Raw genomic sequence first — 18,077 nt, forward strand, 5'->3', positions numbered from 1 at the left:
TTCGCCAGGTTCAGCACACATTATGGTCTCTAGCGGCCCAAATGCGCCGCCAGAGCAAGCATGTGGGCTTGCTCATATTGGCGCGTATTGTCCGTCGACAAACATCAATTGCCCGCAACATGACTGTTTGAATTTATCGTGTCGCGGTCCAAATCAACTCGTCGTGGTGCGACAAAATCAACTCGTCGCACCACGACCGAAATACAACTCCTGTGTTGCGACACACACCAATTCGCCGGAGCGATTGAACATACTCGCACTCGCCAATCCACGACCACCGATTCCGCTGGGCGACAACTGATCGGACAACACCCAATCGGTGAGATCGACCGGTCGGTGAAACCACAGCGCGTGATCGATCAGCGCCGAGAAGGTGTAAGCCGGCACAGCACCCCGCGGGATCATCGCCGCCTCGAGCATGGTGGTCCCAGTCAGATAGGTCAGCAGCGCGGCATGCAGAGCAGGATCGTCCGGCACCGAATCGGTTGGGCGCCACCACATCCGAAGCCGCGACGACTGGTCTGCCAGGTCGAGGGCCAGCCGTGGATGCGGGTCGATGTAGCGCAGATCGAACGGCTGCTCACGTACCCAGAACCCGCGGTGCTCGTCGGCGTAATCAGCCAGCTGCTCGGCCATGGTCGGCACCGAAAGCGGCTCGGGCACATCGGGTATCGGCTCGTGGTAGTCCAGACTGTCGATCGGCGAACTGAACGACGCAAGCGCCTCGAGCAGCACCTCATCATGCTGACACGCGGTGATGTGCCGGGTCGCCAACGTGCCACCGTCGCGGGCGGCATCCACCGATATCTCGACCGGGTGCCGCGCATCTCCGGCCCGCAGGTAATAGACGTGCAAACTGTGCGCAGTGCGGCCGAGCGCCGTACGACTAGCCGCCACCAGTGCCTGCCCGGCGATATGACCGCCGGCGATGTGGTGGCTCGGGTTGTCGAGTTGGGTAGCCCTGAAGCGGTGTTCGTCGATCTGATTGACCAGCAGAGTGGCCACGACATCGGACAGTGTCGGGGAGCGGTACGTCACCCCGGCATCATGCCCGAGTCCAGATCACCGGTGATCACGCCCGTCCACCGATCGGACGCCTACAGAAAAACCCGAACCCTGCAACCAGGGTTCGAGCTATTCCGATGTACTGCAACATCACATGCGAGCGAGTGACGGGATTCGAACCCGCGTAAACGGCTTTGCAGGCCGGTGCCTAGCCATTCAGCCACACCCGCAGTGACACCTAGGTTGCCAGCCGGCCCCCGCTGAATCCATGGTTACGCTCACCGTGATCGCCACTCCCGCCGGCATAGCTATATCGATGAATTCGGTGTGTTGACCGAGGCCGCCCTCAACCAGCATCTGGCGCGAACCGTTCACCGGTATCCGCACAGGATGCTCCTCAACAACCCAGCACGGCTGGATCTACGAGCCCGCTCCCCGGCTGGCCCGGTACGACGCCATCGCGGTCAAACCTGCGATCAACGCGAATATCGCGAACAACCATCGCGCCGCAGTGGCGTCGGTCCGCCCGACGACATTGACCACCACACCCGCCAACCCAGCACCGAACGCCCCGCAGATCAGTTGCACGGTACTGATGGCGGCGGCGGCTACCGCGCCCTCCTTCGGATCGTCGACATGGCCCATGGCCCATGCAGACAAATGGGGCCAGGCCATCCCGACACCTGCTCCGGCCACCAGCAACGCCACAGACCACACCAGAACATGCTCAAGCCCGGCGTCGTGAACCTGGGTCGCTGCGGCCACCGCCCAGCCGACCGCGGTCACCAGCGGGGCCATCGCGACAATCCGCACAACCCACATCCGTGACGAGACTGACGCACTGGCAACCTCCCCGACAGTCCACCCCACGCTGAGTGCGACTCCGAGAAAACCCGCCGCGAAGGGTGCCAGATGTGCCAGATCCTGGCCGAACAGCGGAACGTACATGTTCGCCATCGTCACAGCCATAAGCAGACCCAGGGTGGCGTAATTCCAGCGGAACGCTCCGGTACGAAATGCTGTGTGCGGCAACACCCCAACCGACAACCTACGGTCGACAACCAGGAAAAGACCCACCAACAGCACACCCGTGACCAACAGCGTGACCATCGGCACCGTGCCCCGCTGGATGCCTGCGGTGCTGATCGCCAGCGCCGCGGCACCCAGAATCACCAACGACCACAACGGTATTCGCGTCGGTACGTCATCGGTCGCAGCGGATTTCCCGGGCAGACTGAATGGCACCAGCACAGCAATGGCCACGGTCATGATGGCCAAGGCACCAAAAGCCCAGCGCCACAATCCGATCTGAGCAAAAAGCCCACCTGCAGCCGGGCCGAGCAGCGTGCCCACTCCCCACATCGCCGATACCAACGCCGATGCCTTCGGCCACAATGACTGCGGCAGAGTCGAATTGATCACCGCATAGCCCAGGCCGGCCAGAGCGCCGCCGGCCGCGCCCTGCACCACTCGGCCGATCAGCAGCACTTCCATGCTTGGCGCCAGCGCACAAATCGTGGTACCGACACAGAACACCGCGAATGCCCACAGATATGCAAGCCGTGGTCCGAGGCGAGCCACCAACGCACCGACCGTCGTGGCCGCAACCACCGAGGCGACCAGGTAAACCGTTGTCACCCAGGCATAAAATCGCTCACCACCGATCTCCTGCACCGCGCTGGGCAAGAGGCTGTTGGTGAGGAATTCGTTGGTGGCATACAGCGCGACACCACCGGCGAGAACCGTGGAAGCGCCGAGATGCCTGGGCCCCAGCAGCTCGCGCCAACCGGCGGATTGCTCAGATGCAGTGCCGGTCACCGCGACTCACTTCAGGCCAGCCGCATCCATGCCACGCAGTTCCTTCTTGAGATCGGCGATCTCGTCACGGATGCGGGCCGCCAGTTCGAACTGGAGATCACGCGCCGCGGTCATCATCTGCTCGGTGAGATCCTTGATCAGATCAGCCAATTCGGCCCGTGGCATGTTCGCTGTGTCGCGGCCCTCGACGATGCCGGCACTGACCGCCCGACCCGGTTCACCCTGCGCGCGCCGTCCGCGGGATGCGTTGCGTCCGGAGCCGCCGACTTCTACGGCCTCGGTATCTTCAGCCTCGCGATAGACCTGATCGAGAATGTCAGCAATCTTCTTGCGCAACGGTTTCGGGTCGATGCCGTGCTCGGTGTTGTACGCGATCTGCTTGGCCCGACGCCGTTCGGTCTCCTCGATGGCCGCCTGCATTGATTCAGTGATGTTATCGGCGTACATGTGCACTTCACCCGACACGTTGCGAGCCGCGCGTCCGATGGTCTGGATCAAACTGCGAGTGGACCGCAGGAAGCCCTCTTTGTCGGCATCAAGGATCGCAACCAGCGACACCTCCGGCAGGTCCAGACCCTCGCGCAGCAGGTTGATGCCGACCAACACGTCGTACTCCCCCAACCGCAGCTGCCGGAGCAACTCCACGCGCCGCAGGGTGTCCACCTCGGAATGTAGATAGCGCACCCGGATGCCCGTCTCCAGCAGGTAGTCGGTCAGGTCCTCGGCCATCTTCTTGGTCAATGTGGTGACCAGGACCCGCTCGTCACGTTCGGTGCGCTTGCGGATCTCGCCGATCAGGTCGTCGATCTGCCCCTTGGTCGGCTTGACCACGATCTCCGGGTCGACCAATCCGGTCGGCCGGATGACCTGTTCGACGAACTCGCCCGCGGACTGGGCCATCTCGTACGGCCCTGGCGTCGCCGACAGATACACCGTCTGACCGATGCGATCGGCGAACTCCTCCCAGGTCAACGGGCGGTTGTCGACGGCCGACGGCAACCGGAAGCCGAAGTCGACCAGGTTGCGCTTACGAGACATGTCGCCTTCATACATGGCACCGATCTGCGGCACCGTCACGTGCGATTCGTCGATGACCAGCAGGAAGTCCTCGGGGAAGTAGTCGATCAGGGTCGCCGGCGCTGAACCCGCAGGCCGGCCGTCGATGTGGCGTGAGTAGTTCTCGATCCCCGAGCAGAAGCCGACCTGCTTCATCATCTCGACGTCGTAGTTGGTCCGCATCCGCAGCCGCTGAGCCTCCAGCAGCTTGCCCTGCCCTTCCAGCTGCGACAGTCGCTGCTCCAGCTCCTGCTCGATTGTCGAGATGGCCGCGGCCATCCGCTCCGGCCCGGCGACATAGTGGGTGGCCGGGAAGATGCGTAGCGAATCGACTTGCCGGACCACGTCGCCGGTCAGCGGATGCAGGTAGTACAGGGCCTCGACCTCGTCACCGAAGAACTCGATGCGCACCGCGAGCTCCTCATAGGACGGGATGATCTCGACGGTGTCGCCGCGGACCCGGAAGGTGCCGCGGGTGAAGGCCACGTCATTGCGGTTGTACTGCACGTCGACCAAGAGCCGCAACAGCCCGTCACGGGGCACCTCGTCGCCGACCTTGAGTTCGACCGAACGATCCAGGTAGGACTGCGGCGTGCCCAGACCGTAGATGCAGGACACCGACGCCACCACCACGACGTCGCGCCGCGACAGCAGACTGGAGGTTGCCGAGTGCCGTAGCCGCTCGACGTCGTCGTTGATGGAGCTGTCTTTCTCGATGTAGGTGTCGGTCTGCGCGATGTACGCCTCGGGCTGGTAGTAGTCGTAGTACGAGACGAAGTACTCAACGGCGTTGTGCGGCAACATCTCCCGCAGTTCATTCGCCAGCTGGGCAGCCAGCGTCTTATTGGGCGCCATGACCAGGGTCGGACGCTGCAGTCGTTCGATGAGCCACGCCGTGGTGGCCGACTTACCGGTTCCGGTGGCGCCCAGCAATACGACGTCGCGCTCGCCCGACTTGATGCGCCGTTCCAGTTCGTCGATAGCCGCCGGTTGGTCGCCGGCCGGGTCGTACTGGCTGACCACCTCGAACTCGCCACCGGCCCGCACCATGTCATCAACCGGGCGATACTCCGAATGCGCCAGTACTGGGTGTTCGGTCGCGAAAGCCATAGCCACCAGCGTAGAACCGTGCCCCGACAAGTTCACGTCGTCCCAGGTCAGAAACGGTCGGGCCGCATGACACGGGCGCGGCGGTACGCTGGGCGGCATTCACGCGCCCAAGCACGAAACCTTCGACCTGGCCGCCCGCACGAACACCGACCCCAAAGGCATCGTGCGGGTCGTTGACGTGTACCGGGTCGAACCATGGGGCCTCTACATGGCCCGCCCAACGCCCGGACGCACTCAGTTCCACTACCTGGAATCCTGGCTATTGCCATCAATCGGATTGCGCGCCAGCATTTTTCATTTCAATCCGGGACATGAGAAGGATCAGGACCACTATCTGGACGTCGGGCGATTCATCGCCGGCGAGACGCTCTGGACGGCCGAAGATCATTACCTCGATCTGGTGGTGCGCACCGACCGTGAAGTCGAACTCGAGGACATCGGCGAGCTGCTGGACGCCGTCCGGCACGGTCTACTGACCGCCGCGGACGCCGAACAGGCGATTCGGACAGCCACCTCTGCCGTCGACGGTCTGGCCCGCCACCGGTATCACCTGGGCGATTGGCTGGCTTCCCTGGGCATGCAGTTGACTTGGCAGAACGGCTGCTGACCGCTACAGCGGCAACGGAACGGCGTAATCTCCTCAAACATGACATGGACCACCCGTGGATGGGTCACCGTCGCCTCGATGGTGTGTGCCGCCGCGACTATGAGTTTCTCGCCTTCGGCTGGTGCGGACCCCGCACCGCCGCCCGCCACGGCCGCCGGCGATACGCCGACCAACAGCACCCCTCAATTCGGTCCCGGTCCGCACAACGTCACCTACCGCGCCCGCATCGACGGCGTGTCCCGCGGCACGGTGGTCACCTACCGCATCACCGACGCCCAGCTGAATTCGGCGACCCCCAGTCTGCTGCCGGGCGAGGTCTTCGAGTCCACCGCGGTGATCACCGACCCGCGCAATGCCGGCATGCAGGTTTCCATTCAGTGGCCGTATTCGGCCAGCATGCACTGCGAAATCCTCGTCGATGATCAGATGGTCGCGCAGGCCGACCAGTTCGTCGCGCCGCGCCTGACCCCGCAGCACGACGACCCCGGCTACGGCGTTCTCAGCTGCGGATCAGTGACCGACTTCGTGCCCGGCCAGCAGTACGACACCGAGCTGCCGGGTACGGCCGGCCAGCCAGCGGTGCCACCGAAGCCCGTCGTGCCGGTAACCCCCAAGACGACCTAAGGGCGCCAGCCGGTTTCGTCGGCCCAGGCCCAGGCCCGCCGATACGCATCGGCCAGCCACGGCTCTTTTGCGTCGGCGTAATCGCCGCTGGTTGCTGGGTTTTCGGCCAGCACCTGCTGCTTGAGCTCCAGGTAGGCCTGTTGCTCGCCGGGGTTAGCAGCCAACCAGGCCGGGAACAGCAGCGCGAACTGCTGACCGGGCCAGCCCTGCACCCGGATATGGACATTGGTCGGCCGACCTGGATCAGCTGAAGCATGAAAGCGCTTCTGCCACAACATCTTATCGTCTGAGTGATCGAATGCAGCGTCGGTGCTGCGGGCGTCAGCCTTGGCGGCATCACCGTCGATGTGGCAGAGTACCGGGTACCCGGCAGCCAACAGCGGCCCGGCCAATTCGTCGGCCACCTCCAGCGACTGGACAGTCACCTGCACATCGATGACGTCCTTGGCGGCCATGCCTTTAATCGCAGTGGAACCGACGTGGTCGATGCGCACCGTCCGAGGCCCGCAGGCGGTATTGATCCGGGCGACGATCCGGGCCGCCTGCTCGGGCCAGGACAGGTCATAGGGCACCACCTGCGGCGGCACCGCTACCGGGACGCCAGCCTGCACATTGCGGGCGAACGGAATGATGCGTTTTTCCCACAGTTCGCGGGCTTTGTCAGCCAGGTCCTCGGCGCGTCCCGAATTGTCCAGCCAGACATCGGCCACCAGCTGTCGCTGCTCCACGGTTGCCTGGGCCCTGATGCGGGCGCGGGCGTCGTCCTCGCTGAAGCCGCGGTACTCGATGAGACGCGCGACCCGCACGTCTTCATCGGCGTGCACGATCACCACCAGCGGGAACATCGGTGCCATCTGAGATTCGACCAGCAGCGGAATATCCTCCACCACAACAGAACCCACGGGCGCCGCATCAATGAGCTCGGCACGCCGCCTACCGACCAACGGGTGCACGATGCTGTTGAGGGTCTGCCGCTTCTGCTCGTCACTGAAGGCGATAGCGGCCAGCGCCGGACGGTTCAGCGCCCCGTCGGGCAGCAGAATGCCGTCGCCGAAGGCTTCGACCAGCGCCGCCAGACCCTCGGTGCCGGGCTCAACCACCTCGCGGGCAATAACGTCACCATCGACGATGATGCCGCCACAAGCGGCAAAGGTGGAAGACACAGTCGATTTGCCGGCGCCGATACCGCCGCTCAGTCCAATACGAAACACGCCCAACAGTGTGTCAGGACGCCACGCCGCCACACTCAGGCACCTGCGAGTGTGCGCCTACGTACCAAAGACGGCCGGCGAAAGTTCGCACACAAGCGCACTTTCGACGTCATCAATAACAAATGCCCCGACCCAACGGGCAGGGGCATTTGTTATTGACCTACTTAGGCGTTGCCGGCGAGCTTCTCGCGCAGCGCAGCGAGCTGAGCATCGCTGGCAAGGGTGCCACCGCTCGGCTCCTCGGTGCGCGAGGAACCGCTGGTAGCCGGACGGGCAGCTGCCTCGGCGTCGGCCGCGGCGAACTTCTCCATCTGGGCGGTGTGCATCTTGTGGCGACGCTCGGCCTCGGCGTACCGGGCCTCCCACTCGTCACGCTGCTTCTCGAAACCTTCCAGCCATTCGTTGCTGTCGGCGTCGAAGCCCTCGGGGAAGATGTAGTTGCCCTGCTCGTCGTAGCTGTCGGCCATGCCGTACTTCGACGGGTCGAACTCCTCGGTGTAATCCTCGTTGGCCTGCTTCAGGCTCAGCGAGATGCGGCGACGCTCCAGGTCGATGTCGATGACCTTGACCATCGCGTCGTCGCCGACCTGGACCACCTGGTCCGGGACCTCGACGTGGCGCTCGGACAGCTCCGAGATGTGCACCAGGCCCTCGATGCCCTCTTCGACGCGGACGAACGCACCGAACGGAACCAGCTTGGTGACCTTGCCCGGCACGATCTGGCCGATGGCGTGGGTGCGGGCGAAGTGGCGCCACGGGTCTTCCTGAGTCGCCTTGAGCGACAGCGAAACCCGCTCGCGATCCATGTCGACGTCGAGCACCTCGACGGTGACCTCGTCGCCCACCTGAACAACCTCGGACGGGTGATCGATGTGCTTCCAGGACAACTCGGAGACGTGCACCAGGCCGTCGACACCGCCGAGATCGACGAACGCGCCGAAGTTGACGATCGAGGACACGACACCCTTGCGGACGGCGCCCTTGGTGAGCTGGTTGAGGAACTCGCTACGGACCTCGGACTGGGTCTGCTCCAGCCACGCACGACGCGAGAGCACCACGTTGTTGCGGTTCTTGTCGAGCTCGATGATCTTGGCCTCGATCTCCTTGCCGATGTACGGCTGCAGATCGCGGACGCGACGCATCTCGACCAACGATGCGGGCAGGAAGCCACGCAGGCCGATGTCGAGGATCAGGCCGCCCTTGACGACCTCGATGACGGTGCCCTTGACGGCCTCGTCCTTCTCCTTGAGCTCTTCGATGGTGCCCCAGGCCCGCTCGTACTGAGCGCGCTTCTTGGACAGAATCAGGCGACCTTCCTTGTCCTCCTTGGTGAGGACCAGGGCCTCGACCTCGTCACCGACGGACACAACCTCAGAGGGGTCGACGTCGTGCTTGATCGAGAGTTCGCGGGAAGGGATGACACCTTCGGTCTTGTAGCCGATGTCGAGCAGGACCTCATCGCGGTCCACCTTGACGATGGTCCCTTCTACGATGTCGCCATCGTTGAAGTATTTGATGGTCTTGTCGATGGCGGCGAGAAAATCCTCAGCCGAGCCGATGTCGTTGACGGCTACTTGCGGCGAGGTGACGGAGGGACTTGGCATGTGGTGGGTTGCTCCGGACAAGTTAAATCGTAGGGACAGTTATCTGTATTTTTGTGACGCACCGTGACGCAATGCGAACAAATGCTTCACACGTACCTGGGGTCTCTGAAGACACAGGTATTGGTCAAGGGTACTAGACCCGTACACGCAGGCCAAACCCGGTCCGCGGAGGTGCACGGGAATAGACGTCGAGACCGCTACTCTGCCAATCGTGTATCCGGCCGCCTCACCAGTACCGCCGCCCGATCCGTACATGGCGGCTGTCCCTCGGAGAATCCGTAAAGTCGGCGCGCCGCTGGGCGTGATCATCGCGCTCGGAATGGTGACCGGCATCATTCTGCTGCTCGCCACGCTGAAAAACCCCATTGGCGCAATCACTGGTTTCATACTCGCGAGCTTCGCGATGGGCCTGGTCCTGCTCGCCTACCTGTGGTTCGACCGGTGGGAGCCCGAGCCCCCGCGGTTGCTGGTCTTTGCGTTCATCTGGGGCGCCTCGGTCAGCGTCATCATCTCGCTCATCCTCGAAACTGCGTCGATTCCGGTGCTGGGCAAGGAGGGGTTCGCGCCGATGGCCATCGGTGCCCCGCTCATCGAGGAGGCCGCCAAAGGCGCCTTTCTGCTGCTCATGATGACCGGACGGCGGCGAAACGAGCTGAACTCGCTCACCGATTGCCTGGTCTATGCGGGCTTCGTCGCCGCGGGATTCGCCTGGCTGGAGAACATCTTCTACATCGCCGAGGGTGACTCGCTCACAAAATCGCTCGTCACTGCCGGACTTCGCCTTGTCATGGGACCGTTCGCACATCCCTTGTTCACCAGCATGACCGGTATCGGGGTGTTCATCGCGCTGCAGCAACGCAGTGCCGTGGCCAAGGTGCTGTCGATCCTGCTGGGCTACACCGCAGCTGTCGTCATGCACATGCTCTGGAACGGTTCGGCCGTAGTGGGCGCCTATCTGCCCATCTACGTGTTCTGGATGCTGCCGATCTTCCTGCTGGCCATCGGCATCGCCATGTACAGCCGCCGGCGAGAGCAGCGGATCGTTGCCTCGAAGCTGCCCGGCATGGTCGCTTCCGGGCTGATCACCGCCAACGAGGCAACCTGGCTCGGTTCGCTGCGCACCCGCAAAGCAGCCATCTCCGCTGCGACTCAAATGGGCGGCAAGGCGGCCGGCCGTCCAGTCAAGGAATTCGCCACCCAGGCGGTGGAACTCGCGTTCGTCCGCGATCGCATCGATCGGGGTTTCGGAGACCAACGCACGCTTGCCCTGCACGCAGAGGAGGCCTACTGGCTCAATGCCTCCCGGGCGTCAGCACCGGCGCTGCAATGGCTGGCCAACTACCGCATAGCTTGACCGACGCGGGCTACCCGGGAAGTGAATGTCCCGTGGTAGCTCATCGGCACGTGGAACGGGAGCCACGCTTCGGCGATCGGTCCGTCGGCTAGCTGCGCGGCATCAAAAATCATCAGCCGGCTGCGATGCCGTGATTCTTGGTAACCGACGGTCAGTACCCAGCCGTCGTCTTCGGCGGTGCTCCCCGGGCGCGGCACGAATACCGGCTCCACCAACATGTTTCCGGCTGGACAGTAAGTCTGCTCGGCGCCGCCGGTGTGATCGATCCGAGCGATGCCCTGCCCACTGAAGCGATCCGGATCCTGCACCACGACATAGGAGAAGCGCTGACGCAGCGTGGAGCGTCGTTGATCGATCTGTGGGAACTCGCACCCGAGGTCGGTCAGCGGCTCACTGTGCACCCGTCTCGACTGCGTGATCCGAAACCGGGTCAGCACAATGGGATCCGCTACATCGACGGCGATTTGGGCACTGTCGGAACGAATGTGCGCGGTGTAGTTCTTCACGCCCTCATAGGCCTGCGCGGAAAACCGGGGCAACTCGACGACGACACCATCGCCGTCGTCGTAGGCATTGGTGAAGTGCAGGTGGAAGAACGTGTCCGTCGCGACGGTGCGCACCGGTCCGCCGTCGCGTGGCGCGAGGACGAAATAGGTCGGCAGGGTGGCGTCGAAATGCATGGAATCCCAGTACGACGCGTACCCGGTGAGCGCCCAGGGATTGATCCGCAGGGGCGAAACGACGAACACGGCATAATGCTGGGTAAGCGCCATGTCGTGCACCAGGCCCAGGCCGGGCAACGGCACGGCGCGCAGGTATCGGGTGATCCCCCGGCTGTCTGTTTCGTAGAGCCGTAACCGGGGGCGCGGCACTGCTTCCGCGGCGAGTTCACGAAGCCGACGGCCGCGGCCAGGCCCACGCAGAATCCCGTGCGAGTCCAGCCGTGGAAAGTAGGGGTCGAAGCCGAAGTTCACCTTGGTGTCGGCGACCGGGTCGTAGGTGTAGTGCGCCGAGTAGGCGGCGACCGGGCCTTTGAGCGCGCCACCCAGGTTGCACAAGCCGATGGTGTCCAGGGTGTCGAGATCCAGCTCGTGCGGTCGGCCGCCCTCCCACAGCGCCAAGAGTTGGTCCGCGTTGACCATGACGTTGGTGTTGGCGGTGTTGACGGGTAGCCGAAATGCATTGGCCAGCAATCCACCCGGACGCTGGTAGGCGAGGCCACGCCCCGCGGGTCGGCCGGTCTCGAGTGAACGCTCGTAGTGCCGGGTCCTGACGAACCGGTTTCGGAACCGCACGCCCTTGCCGTCGAGGATGAACGCGCTCACCATGCCGTCGGTGTCGTAGATGCTCTCGATGCGTTCCGATCCGATGTTCCAACGGCCGGATCCGTTGCGGTACAACGTACCAACCAGTTCGGCGGGCAACGTCCCCGTCACCTCTGTGACCGGCAGGTCGAACTCCCCGTCTATGTCGTCCCAGTACCGCGATTCAGTGCGGTCAGCGCCAACTACGACCATAAAAGACAGTGTGTCTTTATAGCTGGCCGCTGTCAATGGTCGTGATGTCGGCGGCTACGAAGGGCAGCGCGGCCCCGCCGTCCCAGCACAGCGCTGTGAGGTGTTCGACCAGTTCCGCACGCGACATGGTCCCCGTCCGGCACCACCATTCGGCGGACGTCACCGCCGACCCCATGATGGCGCGCGACCACGGCCCCGCAGCGGCCCGCCCCTCGTCCGAGTCGGATGACGAAGCCAGCATGTACTCGACCGCGGCCGCCAACTGTTCGAAGACGCTCGTCGCCGGCTCAGTGTTCAGTGCGCGATTCAGATTGGGTTCGTCGGCGATCCACCCGCATATGACATCGAAGAAGAGCGACATTCGCTGGCGTAGATCTGTGGAACCCGCTGCGCGCCGGGTGATTTCGGCAAGCAATCGATGGGCGGTCCGCTCACCGAGCGCCCCCAACAGGGCGCCGCGGTGCGGGTACATGGCGTAGACCGCCGACCGGACGAACCCGGCTTCAGCGGCGATATCGGACAGGCCTACCGCCGGGCCCTGACTTTGAATGGCACGTTCGGCGGCATCGAGCAGCACCGCGCGCCGTTCGTCGGGATCGACGCGCGAACCGACGGGACGACCACGACCACGTTTCTCCGACGGCACAGCGCAAGCGTACGAGGCACCAAAATCTGGGTGGGATATTTCTCCGATGCTCGCCCACATCCGTGCCGTCCTGCCGGCCTTCCTGGTCGCGTCGGTACTTCCACAGTTTCTGCCCACCAGCGGTCCGGTTGTGCCGACCTTGCTGGCGCTCGCTGCCATCCAGCTGGTGATCGACACCTCCGGTGCGTCGGCGTCGTACTGGCCGCCGACCGGGCACGAAAAATCCTGAACCACAGTCACATTCGTCACCGCATTTTAACGGACCATGGGCACTGGTTCTGCTTGGGCTGGGCCTGGCGGCCGACACCCGCTAGAGCACCAGGCGGCTAGCGCGCCCGCAGCCAATCGGCGGCTAGTGCGCCGCCGCGTCCCAACTGGTGCCGTACCCGACGGAAACCTCCATCGGCACATCGAGCGGATATGCACTGCCCATCTGCTCGCGGACCAACGCCTCCAAAGCATCCCGCTCGCCGTTGGCGACCTCGAACAGCAACTCGTCGTGCACCTGCAACAGGATGCGTGAGGTCAGACCTGCGTCCTTCATCGCACGATCGACGTTGACCATCGCCACCTTGATGATGTCGGCAGCACTGCCCTGGATCGGCGCATTGAGCGCAGCCCGCTCGGCGGCCTCTCGGACGTTGCGGTTGCTGCTGTCGAGTTCCGGCAGGTAGCGCCGACGGCCGAACAAAGTCTGGGTGTAGCCGTCCTTTCGTGCCTGTTCGACGACCGACTGCAGGTAGTCGCGGACCCCGCCGAACCGGTCGAAGTACTGGTCCATCTGCTCTTTGGCTTCTTCAGTCGAGATCTTGAGCTGCGACGCGAGCCCGTAGGCCGAAAGCCCGTAGGCCAGGCCATAAGACATGGCCTTTACCCGCCGCCGCAGCTCCGCCGTGACTTCCTCGATAGGCACGCCGAACGCCCGCGACGCGACGAACGAGTGCAGGTCCTCCCCGGTGTTGAACGCCTCGATAAGGCCTGCGTCGCCGGACAGGTGCGCCATGATGCGCATCTCGATCTGGCTGTAGTCGGCGGTCATCAGCTCGACATATCCCCGACCGACTACAAAGGCCTCGCGGATCTGGCGTCCGGCCTCCGTGCGGATCGGGATGTTCTGCAGGTTCGGTTCGGTGGACGACAGGCGGCCGGTCGCGGCGATGGTCTGGTTGAAGGTGGTGTGAATCCGGCCGTCCGAGGCCACCGCGTTGAGCAGCCCGTCGACCGTGACCTTCAGCCGCGTGGCGTCGCGGTGCGCCAGCAGGTGCTCCACGAACGGATGTCCGGTCTTGTCCAGAAGTGATTGCAGCGCATCGGCATCGGTGGTGTAACCGGTCTTGGTGCGCTTGGTCTTGGGCATCTCCAGTTTGTCGAACAGCACCACCTGCAGCTGCTTGGGCGAGCCGAGGTTGATCTGCTCGCCGATCACCGTGTAGGCGGCTTCGGCGGCGTCACGGATCTGATCCGCGAACTGGCTCTGTAGCCGGCCCAGCAGCTCGACGTCCACCGCGATGCCGGCGTCTTCCATCTCGGCCAGCGCTCGCTGGACCGGTAGCTCCATCTGACCCAGCAGCGCTGACGAGTCGATGCGGGCCAGCTCCACGTCGAGCGCATCGGCCAGGTCACCCACCGCCGCAGCCCGGACGATCAGAGCCTGAATGGTCGCATCGTCCACCTCATCGGCGTCATCGAGCAACGAAAGTTGTTGCTGCTGTTCGCCTTCCGCACGCAGTTCCCGACCCAGGTAGCGCACCGCCAGATCGTCGAGTGCGAAGCTGCGCTGCCCGGGGCGCACCAGGTAGGCCGCCAGCGCGGTATCGGAGGTGACGCCGTTCAGTTTCCAGCCGCGCCCGGCCAGATCGTGCCAGGCCAACTTGGCCTCGTGCAGAGCTTTGGGCGGGCCGGGGTCAGCCAGCCACGAGGCCAGCGCGGCCTCGTCCTCCGGGTCGAGCTTGGCGGTGTCGATATATGCGCCTTCGCCGTTGGCCGAAACTATCGCCACGGCCGTGGCATCGGCGTCGAACGCCTTATGGGTGCCGCTGACCGCCATGCCGAACCGGCTGCCACTGCTGTGCTCGGCCAGCCAGGCCGCCAGCGTCCCCGGCTCGAGCAGACCGCCGCGAACGTCGAAGCCGAGTTCGACCTCGGGCTCGACGGGCGACAGCGTGTCGAACAGTCGGTCGCGCAGCACCCGGAATTCCAGATCGTCGAACAACTGGTGGATACGGTCGCGGTCCCACGGCTGCACCCGCAACGATTCCGGGTTGTGAGCCAGCGGGACGTCCTTGACCAGGTCGGTCAGTTCACGGTTGAGGACGACGTTGGACAGGTTGGCGCGCAACGAGTCTCCGACCTTGCCCTTGACCTCGTCGACGTGATCAACCAACGTCTGCAACGAGCCGTACTGCGTGATCCATTTGGCCGCCGTCTTCTCCCCCACACCCGGAATGCCGGGCAGGTTGTCGCTCGGGTCACCGCGCAAAGCCGCGAAATCCGGGTACTGCGTCGGCGTCAGCCCGTACTTCTCCACCACCGCATCGGGAGTGAAGCGGTGCAGATCGCTGACACCCTTCTTCGGGTACAGCACGGTCACGTCGTCGCTGACCAACTGCAGCGAATCCCGGTCACCGGTGACCACCAGCACCCGGAAGTCCTCGACCTCGGCCTGGGTGGCCAGAGTGGCGATCAGGTCGTCGGCTTCGAAGCCTTCCTCGGCCAGCACGGTAATGCCGAGGGCGCCCAGCACTTCCTTAGTGATGTCGATCTGACCGCGGAACTCGTCGGGGGTCGAGGCCCGGCCGGCTTTGTACTCGGGGTACTTGGCCAGCCGGAAGGTCTTGCGGGACACATCGAACGCGGCCGCGACGTGCGTAGGCTTCTCGTCGCGAAGCAAGTTGATCAGCATGGCGGTGAAGCCGTAGACCGCGTTGGTCGTCAGCCCGCCCTGCGTCTTGAAGTTCTCCGCAGGCAGCGCATAGAAAGCCCGGAACGCCAGGGAATTGCCGTCCAGCAGCATCAGGGTGGGCTTCTCAGTCACGACGGGGGAACTCACCTGTGCCACTCTATGCGCCCGGGTTGCGGCTGCCCGTCAACGAGCGTCGCGCTTGGCCTGGCGCCGGGCTCCGGCAGCTGTTGACCCAGCTTCGCGCTTGATGCGGCCGGGGTTCTCGCGGGTCTTGTCGGTCCTTATCGGCTTCCTGGCCGCCGCCTTGTGCACGGTCTTGGCCGGGGCAGCCGACGGGTTGTCGGCTTGGGCCAGGGCTAGGCGTTCTGCCTTGAGCTCACGCGCACTTTCCCGGGCCACAACGGCGAGTTGACGGCTGACGCGGGACAGCGCGTCCTCGAGGATTTCGACCCGGGCGGCATTGTCCACATTGCCTTTGCGGGCCAAGCCGCGCGCGCCCTTGCGCTGCACCCTGGCCGCCGCCTCGCGTCGATACACCCCGACGTGCTTGTTGCGTGCCCGACGGACCCGGGCGTGCAGGTCCAGCAAGGCGTCTTCGTCGAGCTGGCGCAGCTCGGCCAAACTGGTCTGACGGACCAGGTGCGAGTCTGATGCATTCAGTGTGTCGAGCAGCTTGGTCGTCATGCCCTTGATTCTTACCGTGGTTGGCGACGGACGCGTGGAGCTTTTGAGTTAGGCCACGCATAAGATGCCGGGAACTCGCGTTCAAGATGAAATCCCGCCGATCGGGACAAAACTGCAACACGTTTCAGTTTTGCCGCTGCTCTGGGTACGCTGAGCTGGTGCCAGGAGTGACGGACGCCGGCAGTGCGCCGGCCATTGACGGTTGGTGGGACACCGACGAAAGCGGACAGCCGCACCTGATCGGGGCCAAGTGCCCCAAGTGCGGCACCTACGTGTTCCCGCCGCGTGAGAACAACTGCCCCAGCCCGGCGTGTGACAGCGACGTGCTTGAGCCCGTCGCGCTGTCGCGGCGCGGCAAGGTGTGGAGCTACACCGAGAACCGGTACCCGCCGCCAGCTCCGTACCCGGCGGCCGATCCGTTCGAGCCGTTCGCTATCGCAGCGGTCGAGTTGGCTGACGAGGGCCTGATCGTGCTCGGCAAGGTCGTCGAGGGCACGCTGGCCGCAGACCTCAAGGTCGGCATGGAGATGGAGCTGACCACCATGCGGCTGTACACCGACGCCGACGGCGTCGAGCGCACCACCTACGCATGGAGGATCGCATGAGCACTCCCGAACCGCTCTACATCCTTGGCGCGGGCATGCACCCGTGGGGCAAGTGGGGCCGTGACTTCACCGAGTACGGCGTCGTCGCCGCCCGGGCTGCACTGGCCGAGGCCGGCCTGGACTGGCAGCAGATTCAGCTGGTCGCCGGCGCCGACACCATCCGCAACGGCTACCCCGGCTTCATCGCCGGGTCGACGTTCGCCCAGAAGCTGGGCTGGAACGGTGTGCCGGTGTCGTCCAGCTACGCGGCCTGCGCATCGGGCTCGCAGGCGCTGCAGAGCGCCCGCGCCCACATCTTGGCCGGGTTCTGCGATGTCGCGCTGGTGATCGGCGCCGACACCACTCCCAAGGGTGCCTTCGCTCCGGTCGGCGGTGAGCGCAAGAACGACCCCGACTGGCAGCGCTTCCACCTGCTTGGCGCGATGAACCCGGTGTACTTCGCGCTGTTGGCGCGGCGCCGGATGGATCTGTACGGCGCCACCTCCGAGGACTTCGCCCAGATCAAGGTGAAGAACTCGCGTCACGGCCTGCAGAACCCGAATGCCCGCTACCGCAAGGAAAGTTCGGTCGAGGACGTGCTGGCCAGCCCAGTGGTGTCCGATCCGCTGCGCCAGCTGGACATCTGTGCGACGTCGGACGGCGCGGCTGCGCTGATCGTGGCGAGCGCGGACTTCGCCCGTAAGCATCTTGGGTCGCTGGAAGGTGTGCCGTCGGTGCGGGCCATTTCGACCGTGACCCCGCAGTACCCGCAGCACCTGCCCGAATTGCCGGACATCGCAACGGATTCCACTGCCGTGATCCCGGGGCCGGATCGCGTGTTCAAGGACCAGATCCTGGACGCCGCCTACGCCGAAGCCGGTATCTCGCCAGAGGACGTCAGCCTGGCCGAGGTGTACGACCTGTCGACCGCGTTGGAGCTGGACTGGTACGAGCACCTGGGCCTGTGCGCCAAGGGCGAGGGCGAGCAGCTGCTGCGCTCCGGAGCCACCACCATCGGCGGCCGAGTGCCGATCAACCCGTCCGGTGGCTTGGCGTGCTTCGGTGAGGCCATTCCGGCCCAGGCCATCGCGCAGGTGTGCGAGCTGACCTGGCAGCTCAAGGGCCAGGCCACCGGACGTCAGGTCGAGGGCGCGAAGGTCGGCGTCACCGCGAACCAGGGTCTGTTCGGTCATGGCTCGTCGGTGATCGTCGCCCGCTAATTTTCGGCTTGCCGAACGTGAAGAAAATCCCGAGAACTCAGCGGCAAAGTCAACTGATTAGTGCAACGTCTAGGCGGCGTGCTCGATGAGGGCGGTTAGGCGTTGGGCTGGTGTGTCGTAGTCCAGGGTGGGGCG

Annotated in this window: 15 protein-coding genes and 1 tRNA gene; 6 read left to right on the forward strand and 10 right to left on the reverse strand. The window is 64.5% G+C overall.

Going from position 1 to position 18,077, the window contains the following annotated elements; genetic code table 11:
* Positions 1-177: 177 nt before the first annotated feature.
* The 4 genes from M2432_RS26360 to uvrB form a co-directional block, all read right to left on the reverse strand.
* Complete coding sequence (locus M2432_RS26360) at positions 178-1,038, reverse strand: acyl-CoA thioesterase domain-containing protein (protein ID WP_280829799.1); 861 nt, start codon at positions 1,036-1,038, stop codon at positions 178-180.
* A 126-nt stretch (positions 1,039-1,164) separates the two neighbouring features.
* Positions 1,165-1,235 (reverse strand) — tRNA-Cys (locus M2432_RS26365).
* A gap of 190 nt (positions 1,236-1,425) precedes the next feature.
* Positions 1,426-2,823 carry an MFS transporter gene (locus M2432_RS26370; protein WP_280829800.1) on the reverse strand — a complete coding sequence of 466 codons (1,398 nt, stop codon included), beginning with the start codon at positions 2,821-2,823 and terminating at the stop codon, positions 1,426-1,428.
* Positions 2,824-2,829: 6 nt separating this feature from the next.
* Positions 2,830-4,989, reverse strand: a complete 2,160-nt coding sequence (gene uvrB / locus M2432_RS26375; RefSeq protein WP_280829801.1) for an excinuclease ABC subunit UvrB — start codon at positions 4,987-4,989, stop codon at positions 2,830-2,832.
* Positions 4,990-5,086: 97 nt separating this feature from the next.
* Between uvrB and M2432_RS26380 the strand changes: the two genes are divergently transcribed.
* The gene (locus M2432_RS26380) at positions 5,087-5,596 is read left to right on the forward strand and encodes a DUF402 domain-containing protein (protein WP_280829815.1); all 510 of its coding nucleotides are present in this window, start codon (positions 5,087-5,089) and stop codon (positions 5,594-5,596) included.
* 39 nt (positions 5,597-5,635) lie between these two features.
* The gene (locus tag M2432_RS26385; RefSeq protein ID WP_280829802.1) at positions 5,636-6,220 is read left to right on the forward strand and encodes a hypothetical protein; all 585 of its coding nucleotides are present in this window, start codon (positions 5,636-5,638) and stop codon (positions 6,218-6,220) included.
* On the opposite strand, the gene coaE is transcribed toward M2432_RS26385, so the two are convergent.
* Together coaE and rpsA are read right to left on the reverse strand one after the other, a co-directional pair.
* Positions 6,217-7,431 carry a dephospho-CoA kinase gene (gene coaE, locus M2432_RS26390; protein WP_280829803.1) on the reverse strand — a complete coding sequence of 405 codons (1,215 nt, stop codon included), beginning with the start codon at positions 7,429-7,431 and terminating at the stop codon, positions 6,217-6,219. The genes M2432_RS26385 and coaE overlap by 4 nt on opposite strands.
* Positions 7,432-7,595: 164 nt before the next feature.
* On the reverse strand, positions 7,596-9,035 hold the full coding sequence (rpsA, locus tag M2432_RS26395; protein WP_280829804.1) for a 30S ribosomal protein S1: 1,440 nt from the start codon (positions 9,033-9,035) through the stop codon (positions 7,596-7,598).
* Positions 9,036-9,288: 253 nt separating this feature from the next.
* Here rpsA and M2432_RS26400 point away from each other — a divergent pair, with 253 nt between their 5' ends.
* Complete coding sequence (locus M2432_RS26400) at positions 9,289-10,389, forward strand: PrsW family intramembrane metalloprotease (RefSeq protein WP_280829816.1); 1,101 nt, start codon at positions 9,289-9,291, stop codon at positions 10,387-10,389.
* Here the strand turns inward: M2432_RS26400 and M2432_RS26405 are convergent.
* A complete protein-coding gene (locus M2432_RS26405; protein WP_280829805.1) occupies positions 10,374-11,906 on the reverse strand; it encodes a carotenoid oxygenase family protein in 1,533 nt (510 codons plus the stop codon). The genes M2432_RS26400 and M2432_RS26405 overlap by 16 nt on opposite strands.
* A 16-nt stretch (positions 11,907-11,922) precedes the next feature.
* Positions 11,923-12,552: a TetR/AcrR family transcriptional regulator gene (locus M2432_RS26410; protein ID WP_280829806.1), complete on the reverse strand. Its 630-nt coding sequence runs from the start codon at positions 12,550-12,552 to the stop codon at positions 11,923-11,925.
* Between the two features lie 46 nt (positions 12,553-12,598).
* Between M2432_RS26410 and M2432_RS26415 the strand changes: the two genes are divergently transcribed.
* The gene (locus tag M2432_RS26415) at positions 12,599-12,781 is read left to right on the forward strand and encodes a hypothetical protein (RefSeq protein WP_280829807.1); all 183 of its coding nucleotides are present in this window, start codon (positions 12,599-12,601) and stop codon (positions 12,779-12,781) included.
* Positions 12,782-12,904: 123 nt separating this feature from the next.
* Here M2432_RS26415 and polA read toward each other — a convergent pair whose 3' ends face one another.
* Positions 12,905-15,565 carry a DNA polymerase I gene (gene polA / locus M2432_RS26420; protein ID WP_280829817.1) on the reverse strand — a complete coding sequence of 887 codons (2,661 nt, stop codon included), beginning with the start codon at positions 15,563-15,565 and terminating at the stop codon, positions 12,905-12,907.
* Between the two features lie 72 nt (positions 15,566-15,637).
* A complete protein-coding gene (locus M2432_RS26425; RefSeq protein WP_280829808.1) occupies positions 15,638-16,138 on the reverse strand; it encodes a hypothetical protein in 501 nt (166 codons plus the stop codon).
* Positions 16,139-16,305: 167 nt separating this feature from the next.
* Between M2432_RS26425 and M2432_RS26430 the strand changes: the two genes are divergently transcribed.
* Both M2432_RS26430 and M2432_RS26435 read left to right on the forward strand, forming a co-directional pair.
* Positions 16,306-16,743: a Zn-ribbon domain-containing OB-fold protein gene (locus M2432_RS26430; RefSeq protein ID WP_280829818.1), complete on the forward strand. Its 438-nt coding sequence runs from the start codon at positions 16,306-16,308 to the stop codon at positions 16,741-16,743.
* On the forward strand, positions 16,728-17,942 hold the full coding sequence (locus M2432_RS26435; protein WP_280829809.1) for a lipid-transfer protein: 1,215 nt from the start codon (positions 16,728-16,730) through the stop codon (positions 17,940-17,942). The genes M2432_RS26430 and M2432_RS26435 overlap by 16 nt, the downstream gene beginning before the upstream one ends.
* Positions 17,943-18,077 lie beyond the last annotated feature (135 nt).

It is taken from the genome of Mycobacterium sp. OTB74, from assembly GCF_029892685.1.
In the GTDB taxonomy this organism is placed as follows: Bacteria; Actinomycetota; Actinomycetes; order Mycobacteriales; family Mycobacteriaceae; genus Mycobacterium.